Annotated in this window: 16 protein-coding genes; 1 reads left to right on the forward strand and 15 read right to left on the reverse strand. The window is 49.9% G+C overall.

Going from position 1 to position 23,649, the window contains the following annotated elements:
- Positions 1-26: 26 nt before the first annotated feature.
- The 14 genes from LRL21_RS11160 to LRL21_RS11215 all read right to left on the reverse strand — a co-directional run bounded on the left by LRL21_RS11160 (position 27) and on the right by LRL21_RS11215 (position 21,341).
- A complete protein-coding gene (locus tag LRL21_RS11160; protein ID WP_240415857.1) occupies positions 27-2,393 on the reverse strand; it encodes an AraC family transcriptional regulator in 2,367 nt (788 codons plus the stop codon).
- Positions 2,394-2,535: 142 nt separating this feature from the next.
- Positions 2,536-4,053: an extracellular solute-binding protein gene (locus tag LRL21_RS11165; protein WP_240415858.1), complete on the reverse strand. Its 1,518-nt coding sequence runs from the start codon at positions 4,051-4,053 to the stop codon at positions 2,536-2,538.
- A gap of 38 nt (positions 4,054-4,091) precedes the next feature.
- Positions 4,092-4,964, reverse strand: coding sequence for a carbohydrate ABC transporter permease (locus LRL21_RS11170; protein ID WP_240415859.1), 873 nt, complete (start codon positions 4,962-4,964; stop codon positions 4,092-4,094).
- Position 4,965: 1 nt separating this feature from the next.
- Positions 4,966-5,892: an ABC transporter permease gene (locus LRL21_RS11175; RefSeq protein ID WP_240416130.1), complete on the reverse strand. Its 927-nt coding sequence runs from the start codon at positions 5,890-5,892 to the stop codon at positions 4,966-4,968.
- A 347-nt stretch (positions 5,893-6,239) separates the two neighbouring features.
- Positions 6,240-7,214 (reverse strand): diaminopimelate dehydrogenase, encoded by a 975-nt coding sequence (locus tag LRL21_RS11180; protein ID WP_240415860.1) that lies wholly within the window; start codon positions 7,212-7,214, stop codon positions 6,240-6,242.
- A gap of 226 nt (positions 7,215-7,440) precedes the next feature.
- Positions 7,441-8,931 carry an L-arabinose isomerase gene (gene araA, locus LRL21_RS11185; RefSeq protein WP_240415861.1) on the reverse strand — a complete coding sequence of 497 codons (1,491 nt, stop codon included), beginning with the start codon at positions 8,929-8,931 and terminating at the stop codon, positions 7,441-7,443.
- Between the two features lie 443 nt (positions 8,932-9,374).
- Positions 9,375-11,045 (reverse strand): ribulokinase, encoded by a 1,671-nt coding sequence (locus LRL21_RS11190; RefSeq protein ID WP_240415862.1) that lies wholly within the window; start codon positions 11,043-11,045, stop codon positions 9,375-9,377.
- Positions 11,046-11,064: 19 nt separating this feature from the next.
- Entirely contained in the window at positions 11,065-11,760 is a 696-nt protein-coding gene (gene araD / locus LRL21_RS11195) for an L-ribulose-5-phosphate 4-epimerase (RefSeq protein ID WP_240415863.1), read from the reverse strand.
- A 571-nt stretch (positions 11,761-12,331) separates the two neighbouring features.
- A complete protein-coding gene (locus tag LRL21_RS46780; RefSeq protein WP_420832443.1) occupies positions 12,332-16,432 on the reverse strand; it encodes a collagen-like protein in 4,101 nt (1,366 codons plus the stop codon).
- Entirely contained in the window at positions 16,390-16,680 is a 291-nt protein-coding gene (locus tag LRL21_RS46230) for a hypothetical protein (RefSeq protein ID WP_338044609.1), read from the reverse strand. The genes LRL21_RS46780 and LRL21_RS46230 overlap by 43 nt, the downstream gene beginning before the upstream one ends.
- A 207-nt stretch (positions 16,681-16,887) precedes the next feature.
- Positions 16,888-17,076, reverse strand: coding sequence for a hypothetical protein (locus LRL21_RS46235; protein ID WP_338044610.1), 189 nt, complete (start codon positions 17,074-17,076; stop codon positions 16,888-16,890).
- Positions 17,077-17,445: 369 nt separating this feature from the next.
- Entirely contained in the window at positions 17,446-18,336 is an 891-nt protein-coding gene (locus LRL21_RS46240; RefSeq protein ID WP_338044611.1) for a hypothetical protein, read from the reverse strand.
- A 565-nt stretch (positions 18,337-18,901) separates the two neighbouring features.
- Positions 18,902-19,996 carry a GntR family transcriptional regulator gene (locus LRL21_RS11210; protein WP_240415864.1) on the reverse strand — a complete coding sequence of 365 codons (1,095 nt, stop codon included), beginning with the start codon at positions 19,994-19,996 and terminating at the stop codon, positions 18,902-18,904.
- 163 nt (positions 19,997-20,159) lie between these two features.
- The gene (locus tag LRL21_RS11215; protein WP_240415865.1) at positions 20,160-21,341 is read right to left on the reverse strand and encodes an MFS transporter; all 1,182 of its coding nucleotides are present in this window, start codon (positions 21,339-21,341) and stop codon (positions 20,160-20,162) included.
- A gap of 313 nt (positions 21,342-21,654) precedes the next feature.
- Between LRL21_RS11215 and LRL21_RS11220 the strand changes: the two genes are divergently transcribed.
- On the forward strand, positions 21,655-22,398 hold the full coding sequence (locus LRL21_RS11220; protein WP_240415866.1) for a DUF975 family protein: 744 nt from the start codon (positions 21,655-21,657) through the stop codon (positions 22,396-22,398).
- Between the two features lie 303 nt (positions 22,399-22,701).
- Here LRL21_RS11220 and LRL21_RS11225 read toward each other — a convergent pair whose 3' ends face one another.
- Positions 22,702-23,589: a 5'-3' exonuclease gene (locus tag LRL21_RS11225; protein WP_240415867.1), complete on the reverse strand. Its 888-nt coding sequence runs from the start codon at positions 23,587-23,589 to the stop codon at positions 22,702-22,704.
- Between the last annotated feature and the right edge of the window lie 60 nt (positions 23,590-23,649).

Here is a 23,649-nt window from a genome sequence, read left to right on the forward strand (position 1 = left end):
CAGACAATTATTCAACCCATACCGGGTTATTCATCCTGCGGCGGCAATGTCACGAGCATAGACTCGCGGTATTGACTTGGTGTTACCCCTTCGTTTTTTTTGAAAATTCGGTTAAAATATGTTGGCTGATAGCCGACCATTTCGGCGATGTCATTGATTTTGTAATCCGTTTCCGACAGCAGCTCTTTCGATTTGCGAATCCGGACATCGGTCAAATAAATAATAAAATTGGTGCCTGTCATTTTTTTAAACGCCTTGCTCAGTGTAAGCGGCGTTAAATTGTGCTCCTCGGCAAACAGGTCCAGCGACAAATCGGTTTCGTATTTGTTATGGATGGTCTCGATAACACGTTCAATTGCCTGCTTTAAACGAACATCCTGTTTTTCAGAATCTTGTCGAATTTTGTCAATATAAGGCTGAATGACGCGCTTTTGAAACAAGTTGGTTATATCTGCAGGCTCTGTTAAATTCGCCAGCTCCTCTTGAATGCTGAAAGGGGCTGCTTCAAACGGATTATAGCCTGCTTTCAGAAAACCGAACTGCAGGTTTCCATACAGCTGCAGCATACCTTGTTGAAATAAATATTCCTTGGTCGTATTCGCCTTGAGCTCGCTGCTAAACTTATTCAAAGCGATTATCGATTCCTCCGCGTTAACATTGCGAATAGCCTGAAGGATTTCTGATTCTGCAGCAAAAGGGTAATGGATCGTATCGGTCCCCTGAGATAAATAATCGTCAGCATGGATAACCTGCCTTGATTCGTTCATATCCCGGTAACGGACGATTCGACCAACCTCATCCCAGGCTTGAGGAATATCTACGACCGATGGAACCCATTTACTGATGCATACGGTAACATCCATTTGGATGAAGCGATGCAGCATGATGGACAGCTGTTCAGCAAGACGGTACAGCTCATCACTTCGTTCATCGGCTTCATAATAAAGCGGGCAGCCTACAAGGACACTAATCGAAAGATCGTGAAAGTTAATAATCTCTCCATTCAAAAAGCTGTCCTTCATAATTTCTTCCGTAATATTCACAGATGCAAAGGAAATAAGCTCCTGATCGCCTTTATGAAACCTTCCTTTCACCCGGGAAGATCCATGCAGCTGTATACTGAGAACGACAAAACCAATCTCATCCGTATCCCAGCCAAACAGCCGCATTCTTTCTTCCAATTCGGATTGATCCGATGAGCGAAAATGCCCCTGGAGCAGCTGAAGCAGGAAGCCTTCCTTCATCGTGGGCAGCTGCTGCTGCAATCGCTGCTCCAGCGTCCGGCTTTCAAGGTTCAGGCGTCTCCATTGCTCGCCAATAAATTCGATTTCATCCGCCGATTCCTTGCCTGTATTGCTGTTCGTTTTGAACATTTTCATCAGCTCAAGGATCGGTTGGTACAGCTTGCGGGAGACGACAATCGCCGTTATAATTCCGAACAGCAGCCCTGCCAAGCCTACCATGTATACGAAATTGGAAGCAGCAATGACAGGCGAATTTAATTTATCCAAAGCATCCATCGAGACATAAGTCCAGCTCTTGCCCAGCCGTTTAAATGAGGTGTAGGAGACCGAATAGGCAGACCCACCATAATCGTAAACAAATGAGCCTTTGGCTTGCTCACGTCTCTGGATCAGATGCGCCAGCTCCTGCTGCTGCTGAATAGAATCAAGCGTTTCGTTAGAGCTTCCTACTGTTTCCCCCGTTTCGTTAAACAAAAAGGTCGCACCATTCTCGCCCAAGGTCACCCCGCTTAATAGCTGAGCCACCTGCTTCTGCTTCAAATAAATTAATAGTGTACCAAACGGCTCGGCGCTTTCATCCGACAGCAAATAGGCAAGCGTCAGCCTTCCTTTGCCGACCACCGTATTGGCAGCTTGATAAGCCGGCAGCCAGAAGGTCGAATGCGGATTGTTCAGCAGCTCGTGGAACCTTGGACGCTCCTGCTCACGCAATTGTATCGTTCCGTTACTATCCGAGAATACAAGGCCGGGGCGATCCAGAACGATATAAACCTGATCAATTAACGGATTGGATTCCTTTAAAAGCAATAAATTCGTATATACATTTCGGATAAATTCATAATCGTAGCTCGTTTCCTGACTTTTTAATTTAACGCCAAATTCAGGATTAAATGCCCATTGAGCCGCTGTTTTCTCCAGATAAGAGAAATAATCGTCCACACGCTGGGCTGATTGAGCCACCTGATGATTACGTGCTACGAGCACACTATCCTCCAGCTGCCGCGTACCGATCCATTTGACACCACTGCCTACAACAAGTGTCGGCAAGCAGATCGCTATGAGAATGATCATAAAGCTTTTGCGGTAAAAACGCTTTTGTACCATCGAATATTTACCAAGAGCACGAAATGAGGCAGTCCAGTTATTCAACGCAGCTCTTAACTTCCTTTCTGTGATCGGATGGTCGAATGCTTGAAGTCAGACTTCTGATCCTTTGCCATTTTATCATCCATTAGGAAAAGTCACCATGCCGTGCAGTAAACATCAGGCCCCACTTCGCACACACCAGTCTTTATTTCCCTTGTCTTTTCTTGTAATCGTCATTAAATTCGGTCACGATTTTTTGATATTGGGCGTCTGCTTTTAAGCTTGCTATGTACGTATCCCAGGCCTCAATAGGCTCCCGTCCAAAAATAATTTTCACCTTTAGATCCTGAGTCCTTTTGTCATAATCGATCCCGACTTTGTTATACGTATCGGAGTTTAAGCCAATCGCCGGGTCTCCGGTTGCAACCTTCGCTTGTTCGTCAATAATGGACATATTCCGTTTCAGGAAATCTGCTGGAATACCCGTTTGATAGGCAAATGCATATTTATCGAGGCTTTGGAAGATCGGAAAAATAACCCCGGTGTACACTTTAGCCTTCTCCGTGAACAAATACATACCATCCTGCACATTATAATGCTCGCCTTTAAAGCCATAGTTGGCCATGACGCTGCCTTCCTCAGTGGCGCCGTAGTCCATGAACGCCAGAATCTGCTTCAGCTTCGCCTCAGGTACCGATTTGGGGATTACCCAGAAGCCAAATGCGCCGCTGCCCTTGGGTGCGAACTTGCCTTGAGGCCCTTCGAGAGAAGAAAGCTGCAATAAATCGGCTTTCGGATTAGCTGCACGCATCTGTCCGGTAAGCAGCCAGGTCGGTTTGAGCGCATCCGTGAAGATCCCCACTTTATTCGTTGTGATGCTTTCTCTGACCTGGGAATTTTTTAATGTCGGGAAGTCGGCGGCCAGTAAACCTTCTTTATATGCCTTGGTTAACCAAATTAACGCGTCTTTAGTTCCCTTCTCAAAGGTCATATCGATCAGCTTGCCATCCTTTTCCTTCCACTTGCCGTAATTACCGTTCAATACGTTCTCCACCCACGACAGGCTGCCCATATTGTTCGCATTGACGGTTGCCGTTAATCCGATCGTATCTTTCTTACCGTTGCCGTCGGGGTCCTTTTCAGTAAAGGCTTGCATGACCGCGTACATTTCATCCAGATTTTTGGGCGGCTGCATTCCCAGATGGTCGAGCCAATCCTTCCGCAGGATCGGCATGCCTTCCGTACCATAGAGCGGACGGGTAAATGGAATCCCATAGTTTTTTCCGTTCAGGCTCGTATTTTTCCAGCTTTCCGCCGGAAAAGCGCTTAAATTTTTATAATCCTTCAACAGCGGCGTCAAATCCCAGAAAGCACCCTGGTCTGCCATTTTTCGGATTTGAGCCTGGAACGGTTCACGAATCAGCATCAGCTCCGGAAGATCGCCAGAGGCTAGCGTCACATTCGTTTTGTCTCCATAATTGTTCGGAGATACCCATGTAATGTTCAGCTTCGTATTTGTTTTTTTCTCTATTTCCAAACGAATCGGGTCCTGATCACTCGGAGGCTCTGGACTGTAGAAATCCGACATGATGTTAATCTCAACGGGCTTGTTCGCTTCTTTTCCAGCCGTGCTGACTTCACTACCGCTCTTGCTGCATGCAGCGAGCACCCCACTCATCCCAATCATACACGATAATGCAATTGCACTGCTTTTCTTCATCATTGAATCCTTCCCCCTATTAGTCGTATAATGGTATGCATTCATTCCTTGATGGAGCCGATCATAGCCCCTTTGGCAAAATGCTTTTGCAGAAATGGATACACCATCAGAATCGGTACCGTGGCCACCACCACAGCAGCCATCTTGATCGTCTCCGAAGGCAGCTGCAAATCATTTCCCAAAGCCATCGACCCCCCCATTGAAGTTGAAGAGTCGACGATCATATTGCGCAGCAGCATTTGCAGCGGCCATTTGTGATGATCATTGATATAAAGCATCGCATTGAAAAACGTATTCCAGTAGCCTACAGCAAAGAAGAGGCCAAACGCTACCATGGAAGGCACCGAAAGCGGCAATATAATTCGAACCCATACCCCGATTTCATTACACCCATCAATCGTAGCCGCTTCCTGCAGCGCATCCGGGATCCCATCATAAAAGCCTTTCATTAATAAAATATACCAACCGCTGGACATCACAGGTATAATCAACGCCCACAAGCTGTTCATCAGGCCCAGCTGCTTGATCAGCAAATAATCCGGAATAATGCCAGCCTGAAACAAGGTTGTCAGCAGCACGAGCAGCATCAGAAGCTTGCGGCCCTTTAATCTTTTCCTCGAAAGTGTATAGGCAAAGCTGGACGTAATTAATAAAGAAACTACAGTGCCTGCCAGTGCCAGAAAGCCGCTGACACCAATCGCCTTCACGAATGCTTGCGTCGAAAAAATATATTGATACGATAACAAGCTCCACGACTCAGGAAAAAGCACAAAACCTTTGCTGATATATTCCTCCGGCTTCGTAAATGATACCGTAAATACATAATACAGCGGGAACAAGGTGACCAATCCGACGATCGATAACAGCATAACATTCGATACAATAAACGTTCTATCTCCTATGGACAACCTCATATCAATAGACTCCTTCCTCACCCAGCTTCTTGGCCAATTTGTTGGCAATAACAACCAGGGTCAACCCAACTACCGACTTAAATATACCAATCGCAGTACTGTAGCTGAATTCACCCTGCTGGATACCCACACGGAACACATAAGTATCAAACACGTCTGCCACATCGGAAACGGCACCATTGGCCATAAGCAGCACCTGCTCAAAACCCACATCCATCATATGTCCGATCCGCAGAATGAGGAGAATCACGATCACGTTACGAATGGAAGGCAGCGTAATATGCCAGATTTGGCGAAAGCGGCCAGCACCGTCCATTTTCGCTGCTTCATAGAGCTGTGGGTCGATGCCTGCAATGGCTGCAAGGAATAGAATGGTTCCCCAGCCCGCATCCTTCCATATCGTTTGCAGGGTAAGAATCGGCCAGAACAGCTGCGGACTCGTCAAAAAATCAATTTTGTTCAGCCCTGCGGCGATCAGCATCTTGTTAACAACACCCTCGGACTGGGACAGCAGCAGGAAAGTAATTCCTGCAATAATAACCCACGATAAAAAGTGAGGCATGTAGATAATCGTCTGAATCGTTTTTTTGAACAGCTCATTTTTTAATTCCGTCAGTAAAATCGATAGCAGGATCGGAAGCGGAAAATAAAAAAACAGATTCATTAAGCTGATGGCGATCGTATTGCGAAAAAGATGAAAAAAATCGGGATTGGCAAAAAAACGATTAAAATTGTCCAGTCCCACCCATGGGCTTTTGAAAAACCCCTGGTACGGTGAATAATCCTGAAAAGCGATGCTGATCCCCCATAACGGAACATATTTAAAAATTAGAAAAAATAAAATTCCGGGAACAGCCAACAAATATAAATATTTATCGCGCTTTAACACATACATTAAGGCACTCTTTTTGTTGTGGCTGTTTCCCATGCTCCTCCCTCTTAAGGCGGCTTCCTCTGTTTTGCTAACTGCCATGGTGTTCCTCCCTTATTGCTCGATAGCGCAATCATAGACGGAACTTCCCATTGCCGACAATAACACATTTCTCCCCTATTGTTAGGTGGTTATAACACTTTTTATCCGCTTGCACTTTTTATCCTTGTAATGAAAAAAAGAGCCTGCCACCCTAACAGTGGCAAAGCTCTTCAATTCCCTGTGCGTTGCTTTCGGTATTCTCCAGGCGTGATGCTCTCAAGAAATTGAAAAGGTCCTACCCCTTTTTCCCGCAAGAAAATGGAGGGTATGACCTTTGTGTGCAGCTTTAGTCCCGTTTAATGCTATAACAATTCTTTTCTCAGCTGTTCCGCTGATTTGGGTGACAAATAACCGTATGGAATATCGAATACCGTTTTGGCTCCGACAAAACCTTCGCCAGCAAACTTATGGATGGCTCGGGCATAAGCTACCAGTACGCTGCCCGTAAATTCAGGATTGCTATCCAGGTTAAGTCCAAATTCTATGATCTGCTTGCTGTTGACGCCGGTCTTGCCGCTTCTGAATACAAGCCCACCATGAGGCATAGTCGCATGCTGTTCCTGCAATTCCTCAGCGCTAATAAAATGAACCACAGTCTCATAATCAGCAAAATAATTAGGCATCGTAGTAATCTCTTTTTCAATTCGTGACAGATCTTCTCCGGCTTCCGCCACAACATAACATTCTCTTAGATGCTTATCTCTCGTTGTTAATACGGGATCTTCGCCATTTCTGACTTTATTAACTGCCTCGTCATTAGGGATGGTATATTGGACAGCGTTCTTCACACCCTGAATTCGACGAATCGCATCCGAATGACCCTGGCTTACCCCTTTTCCCCAAAATGTATATTCTTTTCCTTCAGGCAGCACCACTTCAGCCAGCAAACGATTTAATGAAAACAATCCTGGGTCCCAGCCTGTTGAAATGACACTGGCATGTCCAGATTTTTTGGCTGAGGCTTCTACAGCATCAAAATATTCAGGGATTTTGCCGTGATTGTCAAAGCTGTCCACTGCATTGAACATGGACGCGATGTACGGACCTTGCTCCGGTAGATCCGTTGCCGAACCGCCACATAATATCATCACATCGATTTTGCCTATGTAGGTATCGATTTTCGAAATATGAACCATTTCTACAGCTGATTCAATATCAGCGGGTTGACGTCTTGTAAATATCGCAACGAGCTCCATGTCTGCATTTTGCTGAATAGACGATTCCACACCTCGGCCTAAATTACCATAACCTACTATACCTACTTTTATTTTGTTCATCACGAATACCTCCATATTATAATAGCAATCTGCCCGTTCTAATATAACATGAAATGTAAGGATTGCACAAAAGATTTAAGTATGAAGTCCGGTGAAAATGAACCGCTGCGCTCATTATTCACCATACCGCTGGGAAGATAGATAGACAAAAAGTGCTTCTTCACCAGTGGCGTAAAAAAGGAGCCTGTCACCTATTACGGGACAAAGCTCCTTAAATTAATTCTTCTTAGCGCAGGCGCCAGAACAGTTCATTCCACTTCAGTTCATTGCGGAATCCGCGCAGGCTGGTATCTTTATTAATAATGACACTTTCGATACCCGTCATTTCTGCCCAGTCGAGCAGCTGATCAACGGTTACCACATAGGAGAACACGGTATGATGCGCGCCCCCGGCATAGATCCAGGCTTCAGCGGCTTCTTGCAGGGAAGGCTGGGATTTCCAGAGAACTCTCGCTACAGGGAGCTTGGGCATCGATTTATGCGGAGCTACAGCATCTACCTGACTGATGATCAAGCGGAAACGGCCACCCATATCGACCAAGGATGCGTTCACGGCTGCACCGGCACGACCATCAAAGGTCAGGCGCGCCGGATCTGCTTTGCCGCCAATGGAAAGTGGATGAACTTCAATTTTGGGACGCGTCGCTGCGATGGTTGGACAAACCTCGAGCATATGCGAGCCCAGCACCAATTCATTTCCCGGCTCCAGGTGATACGTGTAATCCTCCATGAATGAGGTTCCTTCGTTACCCGCAATAATTTTCATCATCCGTGTTAAAGCCGCTGTTTTCCAATCGCCTTCTCCGCCAAAGCCGTAGCCTTGACTCATCAACCGTTGAACCGCAAGGCCTGGAAGCTGCTTAATGCCATGCAAATCCTCAAAGCTGGTCGTGAAGGCACTGAAACCGCCCTCTTGTAAAAAAGCCTTCATCCCGATTTCAATGCGCGCTTGCTCAAGAATCGAATCCTTCAATGCGCCCGGCGCACGTCCTTCGGCAGAAATATCATACAGCTCTGAGTACTCATCAAACAAAGCATTGATTTGACTGCCCGATACATCATTAATCCGCTGAACCAAATCACCGACGCCATACCCATTGATCGACCAGCCGAATTTAATCTGCGCTTCTACTTTATCACCTTCAGTCACCGCGACCTGACGCATATTGTCCCCAAAACGGGCCAGCTTCAAATTGCGGCTTTCGATTACCGCGACAGCTGTGCGCATCCAGCCACCGATCCGCTCACGAACCTGAGCTTCCTCCCAATATCCGACTACAACCTTACGGACTATCCCCATACGACTGCCGATAAAGCCATACTCACGATCTCCATGAGCCGATTGATTGGTGTTCATAAAATCCATATCGATCGTGTCCCATGGAATATCACGGTTGTATTGCGTATGCAGATGCAGCAGCGGCTTGCGCAGCTCGGTCAGGCCGGCAATCCACATTTTGGCTGGAGAAAAGGTATGCATCCAGGTAATAATCCCCGCGCAGGCTGCGTCCGCATTAGCATCAATGCAAAGCTGGAGAATGGCATCTGGCGTTGTGAGCACACTTTTGAAGACGATTGAGTAAGGAATTGCGTTATCTCGGTCCAAGCCTTGTGTGATCTCGCGTGAATGCTGCTCGACTTCTAATAGTGTTTCAGGGCCGTACAAGTGTTGGCTTCCGGTAACGAACCAAAATTCGTAGGGTTTTATGGTTAGCATGGCGGGTTAATCTCCTTTTTTCGACCCTCCCAAACCCTCCCTGTAGGGAGGGCCCCAAAGGGCGTTGCCCTCTGGACTCCCCTGACTGTCTGCAGACTGGGGTGTTCTCGGGGCGCTTTCGTCCCTGCGGGACACGCTTGGCTTTGGGTGCTGGGGTGCGGGTGCATAGTTTTGTTGTGTATTCGGGGCGCTTTTCGTCCCAATGGGACACGCTTGACTTTGGTGTATGGAGTTAGTTAGGGATAAGGGCACTTCGTTCCTCATGGAACATCAGCAGGGCGAGAACAGAGCGAGAGCAGGGCAAGAGCAGGGCAAGAGCAGGGCGAGAGCAACGACGACAGGGCAATGACGACAGGGCAATGACGACAAGGTAACGATGACAGAGCAACGATAGTGCAACGACTGAGAGACTTCAGTGCAACTCAGCAGAGCGATTTTAGCGATTATTTGATTTCTTCTTTGATGGCCTTTAGGCGCTTCATGACGTCGTTCGCGCCTCGGCCAAAGTAATCGTGAAGCTTGCAGTATTCCTGATACAGCTTCTCGTAGACCTCGACGTTAGCTGGAATCGGCTTGAACGTTTCCTCGCGGATGCGGGCCATTTGCTGGGCGGCTTCGACGATGGTGTCGTAGCCCCCGTTAGCGGAGCCGGCGGCAACAGCGCCAAACATAGCAGCGCCAAGCGCTGGCGTTTGTTTGGAAGCGGCGATTTTGATTTCGCGGTTGGTGACATCCGCGTAAATTTGCATCAGCAGCTTGTTCTTTTGCGGCAAGCCGCCGCAGGCGTACAGTTCTTGGACTTCGACGCCATTATCATGGAAGGCGTCGACGATTTTGCGTGTGCCGAATGCAGTAGATTCCAGCAAGGCACGGTAAATTTCCTCAGGCTTGGTCAGCAGTGTGCAGCCGACCAGCAGACCGGTTAAGTCGGTATCGACCAACACGGAACGGTTGCCGTTCCACCAATCCAGAGCAAGCAATCCGGATTGTCCAGGCAGGTAGGCGGATGCTTGACGTTCCAGCCATTCGTGGACGGTAATATTATCGCTTGCTGCGGCTTCGTGCACGTAAGCTGGGACGGCTTGCTCTACATACCAGGCAAAGATATCGCCTACGGCGGACTGACCGGCTTCATAGCCCATATAGCCGGGGATGATTCCGTCCTCGACGACGCCGCACATGCCTTCGACCTGCTTTTCATGGTCGCCAAGCAGCATATGGCAAATCGATGTGCCCATCGCCATCACGAGCTTGCCAGGTGTGACGACGCCAACAGCGGGAACCGCGGCATGAGCATCCACATTGCCAACAGCTACTGCTGTACCGGCTTTGAGTCCTGTCAGTGCGGCCATAGCTTCAGTCAACCCGCCTGCTTTGGTGCCAAGAGGCAGAACCTCTCCTCGCAGCTTGGTGTCCGTTAAATGCTCGAGTCTTGGATCCAATGCTTTGAAAAAATCTTTGCTCGGGTATCCCTCCTGCTTATGCCAGATCGATTTGTAGCCTGCCGTACAGCTGTTGCGGACCGTATTGCCTGTCATTTGCGCGATAACCCAGTCAGTCGCTTCCAGAAATAAGTCCGTGCGCTCATAAATATGAGGCGCTTCATTCAGTACTTGCCAGATCTTCGCAATCATCCATTCGGACGATATTTTGCCACCGTAACGCGGCAGGAACGCTTCTCCGCGCTGCTCAGCAATTTCATTCAGCAGATTGGCTTCATCCTGAGCCGCATGATGCTTCCACAGCTTCAGCCAGCTATGGGGCTGATCCTTCAGCTCGGGATCGAAGCATAACGGTACCCCTTTTGCATCAACAGGCAGCATCGTACACGCTGTAAAATCAATGCCCAACCCGATCACATCAGCCGGATCGATACCAGATTGCTTCAGCACTGCCGGAATCGATTGTTTGAGTACAGTCATATAATCCGCAGGATGCTGCAATGCCCAATCCATTTCCAGCTTGACATTGGATTCCGGCAGCTGCTCGTCAATAACATTATGCGGATACGGCGTAACATGATCCGCCAGCTCCGTTCCGTCGCTTAAATCGACCAGCACGGCTCGGCCGGATTCAGTTCCGTAATCGACACCAATTGCATATTTGTTGCCCAACCTGTTCGCCTCCATCGCTTTATTTTTGTCCGTAATATGCGTTAGCACCGTGTTTTCTCAAAAAATGCCGATCCAGCAGCACTTGATCCATCGGAGCAATCTGCGGATTCAATTGGTACGTATGGTAAGCCATTTTGGCGACTTCCTCCAGCACAACAGCATTGTGAACAGCATCATGAGCGTCCTTACCCCAAGCGAATGGAGCATGACAATTGACCAATACACCAGGAATTTGCCGTGGATTCCGCTTTAAATTGTGAAAGGTTTCAATAATCACATTCCCGGTCTCCAGCTCGTAAGCGCCTTCAATCTCATCCTTCGTCATATTACGTGTGCAGGGCACTTCTCCGTAAAAATAATCCGCCTGCGTCGTACCGAGAGCCGGAATCGGTCTGCCAGCCTGTGCCCAGCTCGTCGCCCAAGGCGAATGGGTATGTACAATTCCGCCAATATCTTCAAAAGCGCGGTATAAAGCCAAATGCGTAGGCGTGTCGGATGAAGGACGATAGCTGCCCTCCACAATAGTTCCTTGCAAATCCACAACGACCAAATCGTTCGCCTGTAATTCCTCATAAGGCACACCGCTTGGCTTAATGACCACCAGTCCGCGTTCACGGTCAATTCCACTCACATTGCCCCATGTAAAGGTGACCAAGCCGTACTTTGGCAAATCCAGATTAGCCTGCAGCACTTCCTGCTTTAATTTTTTTAACAAACGGTTCCACACCTTTCCTGAAATCGAGTTTGTTCTCACTTCACAATACCCATTATATATTTGTACGTACAAATTTTCCACTTCTATTTTTTAACTTTCTAAAAGTCCTGTGAATAATGTCCCGCTACACGTCAAAATATCTTCCTAACGCTGTTGTTTCCCGTTTAACAGAAACACAGATCCTAATGTAACGAATTCATGCTGAAATGGTAAAAAACAAAAATGAATTGCGGGCCAGACAAATCAAGGTGTTTGAGGATAACCGTATAGATGATGACCTGCACTTAAATATATTTGTCTGGGCTACGATTATCCTTTCACCGTGATGCGAGATGTATTTAAAACGCGTATTAGTATCATGATGGGGAATACGTTAAAGTTTTGTTTACTAAAATGAAAGAGTAGTCCTATAGATTAGTTCTTATACGTATACCACAATATGGTATATTTAGCTTGTTCGGAAGCACCGACAAAGAAAATCCCCGCGCAGCTGCGTGAGGATTTTTCTTATTTGAACAATTTCTTAAGAAACTTAAATATATCAAAGCTTGTTCGTCTATACCACCTTTTGCTAAGGCTGTATTAAAGCGCCTGTAAAAGTGATGGCTCCGACAGCATTAGCCGTACCGATAGTAGTTAATCCGTCTAATGAATACGTTACATTACCGGTTCCAGGGGTTAAATCAACATGGTTCACACTTGTAGCTGCAAACGTGTTGTTCCCGGTCCCATGTTGATTAATGCTGAAAATAACAGTTGCTCCACGAAGAATTTGTAATTGAACTATTGTATTACCTGCCGTATCTTGCCAACCAACGAGACCAGTTAACCACACGCGACTTCCAGCAGGAACCCCTGTTATCGTGATCGTTTTTAATGTAACCGGGGCAAGGCCTATCGCGATTGCTGAACTACCAGTGGTATTTGGAGTATTTTCAGATACCTGAAATTGCTGGAAAACCCCGCCTTGTGGGCCTTGCGGCCCTTGTGCACCTTGCGGGCCTTGCAGTCCTTGCGGGCCTTGTGCACCTTGCGGGCCTTGCAGTCCTTGCGGGCCTTGCAAGCCTTGCGGGCCTTGTGCACCTTGCGGGCCTTGCAAGCCTTGCGGCCCTTGTGCACCTTGCGGGCCTTGCAAGCCTTGTGGGCCTTGCAAGCCTTGTGGGCCTTGCAGTCCTTGCGGTCCTTGTGCACCTTGCGGGCCTTGCAGACCTTGTGGCCCTTGTGCACCTTGCGGGCCTTGCAAGCCTTGTGGGCCTTGCAGGCCTTGCGGGCCTTGCAAGCCTTGTGGTCCTTGCAGTCCTTGCGGGCCTTGCAGACCTTGCGGGCCTTGCAGACCTTGCGGCCCTTGCAAGCCTTGTGGTCCTTGCAGTCCTTGTGGTCCTTGCAGACCTTGCGGCCCTTGTGCACCTTGAGGCCCTTGGGTACCTTGAGGTCCTTGTAGACCTTGCGGCCCTTGGGCACCTTGCGGGCCTTGCAAGCCTTGTGGTCCTTGCAGTCCTTGCGGGCCTTGCGGGCCTTGTGCACCTTGCGGGCCTTGCAAGCCTTGTGGTCCTTGCAGTCCTTGCGGGCCTTGCAAGCCTTGTGGTCCCTGCAGACCTTGCGGGCCTTGCAAGCCTTGTGGTCCTTGCAGACCTTGCGGCCCTTGTGCACCTTGCGGGCCTTGCAAGCCTTGTGGTCCTTGCAGTCCTTGCGGGCCTTGTGGTCCCTGCAGACCTTGCGGGCCTTGCAAGCCTTGTGGTCCTTGCAGTCCTTGCGGCCCTTGTGCACCTTGCGGGCCTTGCAAGCCTTGCGGGCCTTGTGCACCTTGCGGGCCTTGTGCACCTTGTGCACCTTGCGGGCCTTGTGCACCTTGCGGGCCTTGCAGACCTTGCGGGCCTTGCAGACCTTGCGGGCCTTGTGCACCTTGCGGTCCTTGCAGACCTTGCGGGCCTTGTGCACCTTGCGGGCCTTGCAGACCTTGCGGGCCTTGTGCACCTTGCTGTCCTTGCAGACCTTGCGGGCCTTGTGCACCTTGCGGGCCTTGCAGACCTTGCGGCCCTTGTGCACCTTGCGGGCCTTGCAGACCTTGCGGGCCTTGTATACCTTGCGGTCCTTGCAGACCTTGCGGGCCTTGTGCACCTTGTGGTCCTTGCAGACCTTGCGGGCCTTGTATACCTTGCGGGCCTTGCAGACCTTGCGGCCCTTGTGCACCTTGCTGGCCTTGCAAGCCTTGTGGTCCTTGCAGACCTTGCGGGCCTTGCAAGCCTTGTGGTCCTTGTATGCCTTGCGGCCCTTGGGCACCTTGAGGCCCTTGGGTACCTTGAGGTCCTTGAACACCCTGAGGTCCTTGAGGTCCTTGAGGTCCTTGTATACCTTGCTGCCCTTGAGCACCCTGAGGTCCTTGATCACCCTGCGGCCCTTGAGCACCTTGAGGTCCTTGATCCCCCTGAGGTCCTTGCAAGCCTTGAGGCCCTTGGGCACCTTGGGCACCTTGGGCACCTTGGGCACCTTGGGCACCTTGGGCACCTTGGGCACCTTGCGCTCCTTGCGAGCCTTGTGGTCCTTGCAGACCTTGCGGTCCTTGCACACCTTGTGGGCCTTGTATGCCTTGCGGCCCTTGGGTACCTTGAGGTCCTTGATCACCCTGAGGTCCTTGAGGTCCTTGTAACCCTTGAGGCCCTTGGACACCTTGCGACCCTTGTATGCCTTGCGGTCCTTGATCACCCTGCGGCCCTTGAGCACCTTGAGGTCCTTGATCACCCTGAGGTCCTTGCACGCCTTGTGGTCCTTGCAGTCCTTGCGGGCCTTGCAAGCCTTGTGGTCCTTGCAGTCCTTGCGGCCCTTGTGCACCTTGCGGGCCTTGCAGACCTTGCGGCCCTTGTGCACCTTGCGGGCCTTGCAGTCCTTGCGGGCCTTGTATACCTTGCGGTCCTTGTGCACCTTGCGGGCCTTGTGCACCTTGCGGGCCTTGTGCACCTTGTGGGCCTTGCAGTCCTTGCGGCCCTTGCAAGCCTTGTGGTCCTTGCAGTCCTTGCGGGCCTTGTGCACCTTGCGGGCCTTGCAGACCTTGCGGCCCTTGTGCACCTTGAGGCCCTTGTGCACCTTGCGGGCCTTGCAGACCTTGCGGCCCTTGTGCACCTTGAGGCCCTTGGGTACCTTGAGGTCCTTGAACACCTTGAGGTCCTTGTATACCTTGCTGCCCTTGAACACCTTGAGGTCCTTGATCACCCTGCGGTCCTTGAGCACCTTGAGGTCCTTGTATACCTTGTGGCCCTTGGGTACCTTGAGGTCCTTGAACACCCTGAGGTCCTTGTATACCTTGCGGCCCTTGAACACCCTGAGGTCCTTGATCACCCTGCGGCCCTTGAGCACCTTGAGGTCCTTGATCACCCTGCGGTCCTTGGGCACCTTGAGGTCCTTGTACGCCTTGCGGCCCTTGAGCACCTTGCGCTCCTTCTACGCCTTGAGGTCCTTGGTCACCCTGAGGTCCTTGCACGCCTTGAGGCCCTTGGGCACCTTGCGCTCCTTGCGAGCCTTGTGGTCCTTGCAGACCTTGCGGTCCTTGCACGCCTTGTGGTCCTTGCAGACCTTGCAAGCCTTGTGGTCCTTGTATGCCTTGCGGCCCTTGGGCACCTTGAGGTCCTTGATCACCCTGCGGTCCTTGGGCACCTTGAGGTCCTTGTACGCCTTGCGGCCCTTGAGCACCTTGAGGTCCTTGAGGACCTTGCGTTCCTTGAGCTCCTTGAAGTCCTTGATCACCCTGCGGGCCCTGAACACCTTGAGGTCCTTGATCACCCTGCGGTCCTTGAGCACCTTGAGGTCCTTGTATACCTTGTGGCCCTTGGGTACCTTGAGGTCCTTGAACACCCTGAGGTCCTTGAGGTCCTTGAGGTCCTTGAGGTCCTTGTATACCTTGCTGCCCTTGATCACCCTGCGGTCCTTGGGCACCTTGAGGTCCTTGTACGCCTTGCGGCCCTTGAACACCTTGAGGTCCTTGATCACCCTGCGGTCCTTGGGCACCTTGAGGTCCTTGTACGCCTTGCGGCCCTTGAGCACCTTGAGGTCCTTGATCACCCTGCGGTCCTTGATCACCCTGCGGTCCTTGGGCACCTTGAGGTCCTTGTACGCCTTGCGGCCCTTGGGTGCCTTGAGGTCCTTGAGGACCTTGGTCACCTTGAGGACCTTGAACACCTTGCGATCCTTGTACGCCTTGCGGTCCTTGTATACCTTGAGGTCCTTGATCACCCTGCGGTCCTTGAGCGCCTTGAGACCCTAGAGCACCTTGAGGCCCTTGAGCACCTTGCGGTCCTTGATCACCCTGTGGTCCTTGGGTGCCTTCCGGTCCTTGAGGTCCTTGCGATCCTTCTACGCCTTGAGGTCCTTGTACACCCTGTGATCCTTGTGTGCCTTGAGACCCTTGGTCACCTTGAGGTCCTTGAACACCTTGTGAGCCTTGTATGCCTTGCGGTCCTTGGTCACCTTGAGGTCCTTGGTCACCCTGCGGTCCTTGGTCACCTTGAGGTCCTTGGTCACCCTGCGGTCCTTGGTCACCCTGCGGTCCTTGGTCACCCTGCGGTCCTTGGTCACCTTGAGGTCCTTGGTCACCTTGAGGTCCTTGGTCACCCTGCGAGCCTTGTACGCCTTGCGGCCCTAGAGCACCTTGAGGTCCTTGTACACCTTGCGATCCTTGTATACCTTGCGGTCCTTGAACGCCTTGCGGCCCTTGGGCGCCTTGAGGTCCCTGATCACCCTGCGTTCCCTGAACGCCTTGCGGTCCTTGTGTGCCTTGCGGTCCTTGATCACCCTGAGGTCCACCTTGCGGTCCTTGTATGCCTTGCGGTCCTTGATCACCCTGCGGCCCTTGAGCACCTTGCGGTCCTTGTATGCCTTGCGGTCCTTGGTCACCTTGAGGTCCTTGTACGCCTTGCGGACCTTGAGCACCTTGCGATCCTTCTACGCCTTGAGGTCCTTGGTCACCCTGCGGTCCTTGAACACCTTGCGGTCCTTGATCACCCTGCGGTCCTTGAACACCTTGCGGTCCTTGATCACCCTGCGGTCCTTGAACGCCTTGAGACCCTAGAGCACCCTGCGGTCCTTGATCACCTTGAGGTCCTTGATCACCCTGCGGTCCTTGAGCGCCTTGAGACCCTAGAGCACCTTGCGGTCCTTGAGGACCTTGCGTTCCTTGAGCGCCTTGAAGTCCTTGATCACCTTGAGGTCCTTGATCACCCTGCGGTCCTTGAACACCTTGCGGTCCCTGAACACCTTGCGGTCCCTGAACACCTTGCGGTCCTTGATCACCTTGCGGTCCCTGAACACCTTGCGGTCCTTGATCACCTTGCGGTCCTAGAGCACCTTGCGGCCCTTGGGCGCCTTGAGGTCCCTGATCACCCTGCGTTCCCTGAACGCCTTGCGGTCCTTGGTCACCTTGAGGTCCTTGTACGCCTTTCGGCCCTTGAGCACCTTGCGATCCTTCTACGCCTTGAGGTCCTTGGTCACCCTGCGGTCCTTGAACACCTTGCGGTCCTTGATCACCCTGCGGTCCTTGAACGCCTTGAGACCCTAGAGCACCCTGCGGTCCTTGAACGCCTTGAGACCCTAGAGCACCCTGCGGTCCTTGATCACCTTGCGGTCCTTGATCACCCTGCGAGCCTTGTACGCCTTGCGGTCCTTGATCACCCTGCGGTCCTTGAGCGCCTTGAGACCCTAGAGCACCTTGCGGTCCTTGAGCGCCTTGAAGTCCTTGATCACCCTGCGGTCCTTGATCACCCTGCGGGCCCTGAACACCTTGAGGTCCTTGATCACCCTGCGAGCCTTGTACGCCTTGCGGCCCTTGAGCACCTTGCGGTCCTTGGTCACCCTGCGGTCCTTGAACACCTTGCGGTCCTTGATCACCCTGCGAGCCTTGTACGCCTTGCGTTCCTTGAGCACCTTGAAGTCCTTGATCACCCTGCGGTCCTTGATCACCCTGCGAGCCTTGTACGCCTTGCGATCCTTGAACACCTTGAGGTCCTTGGGTGCCTTGCGGTCCTTGAACGCCTTGAAGTCCTTGATCACCTTTCGGGCCCTGAACACCTTGAGATCCTTGTACACCTTGCGAACCTTGAACACCTTGAGGTCCTTGTATACCTTGCGGCCCTTGAGCACCTTGCGGTCCTTGGATACCTTGAGGCCCTTGTATACCTTGCGGTCCTTGATCACCCTGCGATCCTTGTGCGCCTTGCGGTCCTTGCGTGCCTTGCGGTCCTTGCGTGCCTTGAGGTCCTTGTATGCCTTGCGGTCCTTGGGTGCCTTGGGTGCCTTGGGTGCCTTGCGGTCCTTGGGCGCCTTGCGGTCCTTGGGCGCCTTGCGGCCCTTGATCACCCTGCGAGCCTTGTATACCTTGAGACCCTTGGTCACCTTGAGGTCCTTGGGTGCCTTGCGGCCCTTGATCACCCTGCGGCCCTTGAGCACCTTGAGGTCCTTGTACACCTTGCGATCCTTGTATACCTTGCGGACCTTGAACGCCTTGAGGTCCTTGGGCGCCTTGAGGTCCCTGCTCACCCTGCGTTCCCTGAACGCCTTGCGGTCCTTGTGTGCCTTGCGGTCCTTGATCACCCTGAGGTCCACCTTGCGGTCCTTGCTCGCCTTGAGGTCCTTGTGCGCCTTGAGGTCCTTGTACGCCTTGAGGTCCTTGTTTACCTGTCGGACCTGTCAGACCCGTTTGACCTGTCAGACCCGTCTGACCTGTTTGACCCGTCTGACCTGTTTGACCTGTGAGACCTGTCAGACCTGTCAGACCTGATAGCCCCTCAGACATAATTAAATACCGCCTTTCATTAAAAAACTAATATAAATATATATATTAGATTTGATTAATTAAGGAACGGTACCAGTCCAGTGGTATCCATGACGTATCATATTGTGCTTAAGCATCGGTTTTAGGGGGGAATATAGTGGCAAATTGTCTGATCTGTAATCGGATCAAGATTTTTGGGAGATGTTTCTTGTTGAAATAAGCATTGTATCTGAAGCTGTAGGCAATCCTGTTTTATGATTCACAATGATAATTACATAATAGATGAATGTTGCTTTACGGAAACAAAGGCGAACGCTAACGCTTCTCCAGGATCATTTGGCCGCTACACTCGTCCTTCACCAACTTCTAAATAGGCTCTTACGCTCATACCGGTCTCGTCGATTCACGGACAATCAGCTCAGGCTTCCAGATCTTCGAACGATCAGCGGTATCCGATGGTTTATCCTCAACCATATCAATCAAGGTTTCTGCTGCCTGTATGCCCAAATCCAGCTTCGGATGGGTCAATGTTGTCAGCTTGACCTCCATCGCAGTAGCGAGTGTAGAATCATCGTAGCCAACTACAGAAACATCTCCTGGAACGTTCAGCCCTGCCTCGCGAATCGCACCAATCAGCTGTACGGCCAGCTCATCGTTGTAACAGACAAAGGCGGTGGGCCGCTCCTCCTCCTCCTGCCTTAGCATGGATAATGCTGCAGCATAGGGCTTCGTCTTCTTTTCCTCTGTTGTATAATGAATCACTGCGTGTGGCAGCAGCGGAACCTTCCATTCATGGTGCGCACGAATGAAGCCCTTCATCCGGTTCACTCCCTGCAGATCATCCATTTTGAAAAACCCCGCAATGCGTCGGTGGCCTAGCTTGATTAAATGCTCAACTGCTGTAAATCCACCGGCCTCGTCGTCCATTTTAATACAAGGGCAGTCCATCTCCATGTACCGCTCATTGATCATCAGGAATGGTATGCTTCTGTATTCCAGCGATAAATAAAAATCGAGATTCGGGTTTCCCTCCGCGCTTTTGGTCGGCTCGATAATAATCCCGGCCAGTGGATGGGTCAGCAGCATTTGCAGACTTTCGCGCTCCCTGGCCTTATCATTGTCCGTGCTGGAAAGCAGCATCCGATACCCTCTGGACCGAAGCACACTTTCCACTCCACGTACGATGGAAGGGAATATATAGTCGGAAATATAGGTCGTCAGCACACCGATTGTTTGAATTTCCCGCTTCGGCTTTGGTGCTGGCGCCACATACGTACCGCTTCCCTGCACACGATACAGCCAGCCCTCCTGCTCCAGCTCTCCCAGTGTCTGTCGGACCGTCTGCCTGCTCATGCCAAATTGGTCGGCAATTTCGTGCTCGGTCGGCATCCGCTCATTGGGCATAATTTTTGCGGCATGTATCCAACCCATAATTTCCTGCTTTAGCTGCATATATTTAGGTAAAGGTTTTTTACTCATCGTGCACCTCTGCTGTTCGTGATCTTTTCATTTCTATTATACTTTTGTACGTACCATTTATCCATGTTATTCTAATGACCTGCAGCCAGACATACCAAAAAGCCGTCCCTCAGATCCTCTCGGACCTTACGGAACAGCTCTATCAACCATTTTGTCCAAATCCTCATTCAGCTTCCAGGGCTTCCTCACTTTTTTGTGAAAAGAACGGCACCAGCAGTGCGCAGCCAAGTGAAAAAGCAAGCAGCAGGATGAAGGTCATACCCTGTAAATCCTTTACAAATAAAATAAGAACCAGCATCGCGATCCGCGATATATTAAGAAACCATTCACGCCACAATAAAATTCGCGCCTGCTCAATGGAGGTATGACGGCTAATAATCCGGAATTGACCACTGTTCCAGATCGTACTGAAATAAAAGAGTCCCACTGTCGTTAAAATATTCGAAATCACGAGAAATACCGAATGCTGAAGCAGCGCGATCAGAAAGCCGACCGAGATCGCCACCATGCCAACCTTTAACCAAATCCCGCTGCTCACCGTAAGCTTTCTGTGCAGCACCATCGCTATAATCGAGGATACTGCGTAGAGGACATTGAGCAGTGCTATGACCAGCTTGTCATTTGAGACGGAAAACGTAAATATTAAGGCAAACAAGCCCTGAAACTGCAAAAATATACCGGCAGCCAAGCAAGAAGGCACCATCCAGCGGATAGCCGGATAAGAAAATACCGTCGAGAAGCGCATCTGCTGGAACAACGGCTTCCTTTCCTCCGCCAAGGTCACAGGAGAAATGAAGAACGAAACCACCATCAGCACCGTTATAAAAATAAACATCATAATAAACGATCCATAGTAACCGATCCATTTGATAATAAAGGCAAATACGATCGGATTCACAATCGAAACCGTCTGTCCAATAATCGTCGCATACGAGAAATAATCTTCAAATGCTCCACCCTTGCCGATAGCGGACAATGTAATATTTTGCGAAGCCGCATACAATCCCCACATGATACCGACCGGTATCGCAATAATGGTAATCCACAGCAAGCGGCTGTCCAAAGTCAGTGTGGTCAAGAGAATAAACGTGATGGCACCACATATCGCTGTCGTTCGAATCAACGCTCGTGTCGTATATTTGGTTAACAACCGGGATCCCCCTGCAAAAGCAAGACTCCACGTGATGAACATAATCAGATTAAACCAGGTAACATCAAAAATGCTGTGATTCTTTTCCCAAATGAACAGATTTACAAAAATACCAATGTAGTTAAAAATAATCGTTGAGGCTGCGTTCATGATCAGCACTTTGCGGATAGAGGCCGCGATGCGCAAGTTGTCCATCTCCTTAAATTTGTGCTCTTGACTTCGTAAAATTGCGGCATATTAGACCTCTTCAGTTTGCGCAAATTGCGCAGCAGCCTTACATGCATGATGACATCATAACCCATTCTACAGATCATGCAACCATAATTTTTTGGGCTTATCCATTACTTGACAAAAAAGTGTATTCCGCACATAATCAACTGCAGCAGTTGGGTATATATAGATGAAGACCTTATCAAATTGTAAAGGATTGATTCACATGTGGACGCGTAAGGAACTTAAGACGAGAGCAAAGGACGTGTTAAGAACCTCCTACTGGAAAGCCTTCTTGGTGAGTTTGATTATTGGCTTTGTAGGGGGTAACGGGGGCAGCGGCAGCAGTATCCCATCCAATCTCTTTAACGGGTTTAATCCTGATACCTGGAACCTTGATGGCGGCAGCTCGCACAATCGTCATAATGCCAGCAGCGGCGGAGACAGCTTCACTGAGATATTCAGGGATATGATGGATAGTGATTCCCTACCGCTCGTACTTATCTTCGTCATTATATTTTTTGGGATTATGTTGTTTGCAATGGCGTTTCGAATTTTTTTATGTTATTCACTTGAGGTTGGTGGCAGACGGTATTTTGTAAGAAATGCACAGGGCGATAATAATTTGAATCATATTGAATACGGTTTTCGCAAAAACAAATATTTGGCTATCGTAAAATCCATGTTATGGAAGGATTTTCTTAACTTCCTCTGGTTCCTGCTGCTGATTATTCCTGGAATCATAAAATCGTACGCTTATCGCATGGTGCCTTATATATTGGCTGATAATGCCAACATTGGCTACAAACGGGCGGTTGAATTGAGTAATCGGATGACAGCCGGACACAAGTTCAAAATGTGGGTTCTGGATCTTTCTTTTATCGGGTGGTATTTGCTTGGATGCATTGCACTGTTCGTCGGTGTACTGTTTGTTATGCCTTATGAAAATGCTACAAAAGCGGAATTATATTTGGTATTGCGGCAAAATTTGCTGGATAACCACGAGTGCAGCTACGAGGAGCTTGATCTGATCGTGCAATAAGTCACCGTCAGGTGCACCTGTATGCTACAGCGGGAGAAGCCTTTCCAGTCTTATGGTAAAAGCTTCTCCCGCTGTCATCATGATATGGACTCAATCAAATCAAAGGAGCGTGGATATGTGGACAAACACCTGTCGAATTCCATGAAGAGAAAAAAGAAAAGGAACACAAGGATGACCAAGGTGATGATAAAGACAAGCACAAAAAAGCTCACAACACTTAGATGAATTCTCTAAAGCGGTGAGCTTTTTCCTTTGATTCTCCGATTTAAGTATGTACGGGATTTCAGATACTGTTCCCAGACACTAGATGACGATTTTGATCAAACCGCCAAATTCAAGCTCGTCAAACTTGCTAATCGTAGCTTCCTTCTGAATACTCCAAATACATTGCTCCAGACTGCACGTTAGCGGCACATCCAGTCGGATCGTAGCCAATTCCTTGGACAGCATCAGCATGTCCCTGTCGGACTCGATTTTGGTTCGAACTCCTTTGGGCAGCGATTCCAGAGCATCCAATACACCTTCAACGGTTTGATATTCCTGAACTAATTTTAAAGCTGTTTTTTCACCAATTCCCCGAACCCCGGGATAATTGTCACTCGTATCGCCCATAAAGCTTTTTAATTCAATAATCTGATAAGGGTGCAGCTGCTTTTCCTCCCACAATACCTGCAGATCATAGGTCAAATAGTTCAGCTTGCCTTTTTTCATAATAATGACATGAATTCGCTCCGAAATCAGCTGCAGCATATCATGATCCCCGGTCAAAATATAGACTTGCGCTTCCTCGCTGATCGCCTTGGCTACCGTACCGATGCAATCATCTGCTTCATAGCCTTGCACGCCGAGATTGAGTATGCCCATTTCAGCGACAACTTCCTTCACCAACTCGAACTGGGGAATCAGCTCTTCAGGCGGGGCCTTCCGATTGGCTTTGTAGGAATCGAACAACTCCGCGCGAATCGTAGTCCCCCCCAGGTCCCAACAGCACACCACATGAGTAGGCTTGAACGTTTTGACTGCATCGAACAAATATTGAATAAAGCCGTAGACCGCATTGGTCGGCAAGCCTGCGCTTGTTTTTCGAATATATCCACTATACGAGGTTGCATAAAAGGCTCTGAATAATAAGGCCATACCGTCGACAATTAACACCTTAGGTTCGGTTGATAAATCAGATTTCGTTTCCATTCTGTACACTCCACTCTCTGGCAATATGAACTGATGTTCCTATTGTACCAGATTAGAGGT

This window comes from Paenibacillus periandrae (assembly GCF_022458865.1).
In the GTDB taxonomy this organism is placed as follows: Bacteria; Bacillota; Bacilli; order Paenibacillales; family NBRC-103111; genus Paenibacillus_S; species Paenibacillus_S periandrae.

What these genes read in the sequence shown, in the direction of transcription:
- LRL21_RS11165 (WP_240415858.1), bottom strand. Translation starts at nt 4,053, where the DNA reads ATGATGAAGAAAAGCAGTGCAATTGCATTATCGTGTATGATTGGGATG.
- LRL21_RS11170 (WP_240415859.1), bottom strand. Translation starts at nt 4,964, where the DNA reads ATGAGGTTGTCCATAGGAGATAGAACGTTTATTGTATCGAATGTTATG.
- LRL21_RS11175 (WP_240416130.1), bottom strand. Translation starts at nt 5,892, where the DNA reads ATGGGAAACAGCCACAACAAAAAGAGTGCCTTAATGTATGTGTTAAAG.
- LRL21_RS11180 (WP_240415860.1), bottom strand. Translation starts at nt 7,214, where the DNA reads ATGAACAAAATAAAAGTAGGTATAGTAGGTTATGGTAATTTAGGCCGA.
- araA (WP_240415861.1), bottom strand. Translation starts at nt 8,931, where the DNA reads ATGCTAACCATAAAACCCTACGAATTTTGGTTCGTTACCGGAAGCCAA.
- LRL21_RS11210 (WP_240415864.1), bottom strand. Translation starts at nt 19,996, where the DNA reads ATGAGTAAAAAACCTTTACCTAAATATATGCAGCTAAAGCAGGAAATT.
- LRL21_RS11215 (WP_240415865.1), bottom strand. Translation starts at nt 21,341, where the DNA reads ATGGACAACTTGCGCATCGCGGCCTCTATCCGCAAAGTGCTGATCATG.
- LRL21_RS11225 (WP_240415867.1), bottom strand. Translation starts at nt 23,589, where the DNA reads ATGGAAACGAAATCTGATTTATCAACCGAACCTAAGGTGTTAATTGTC.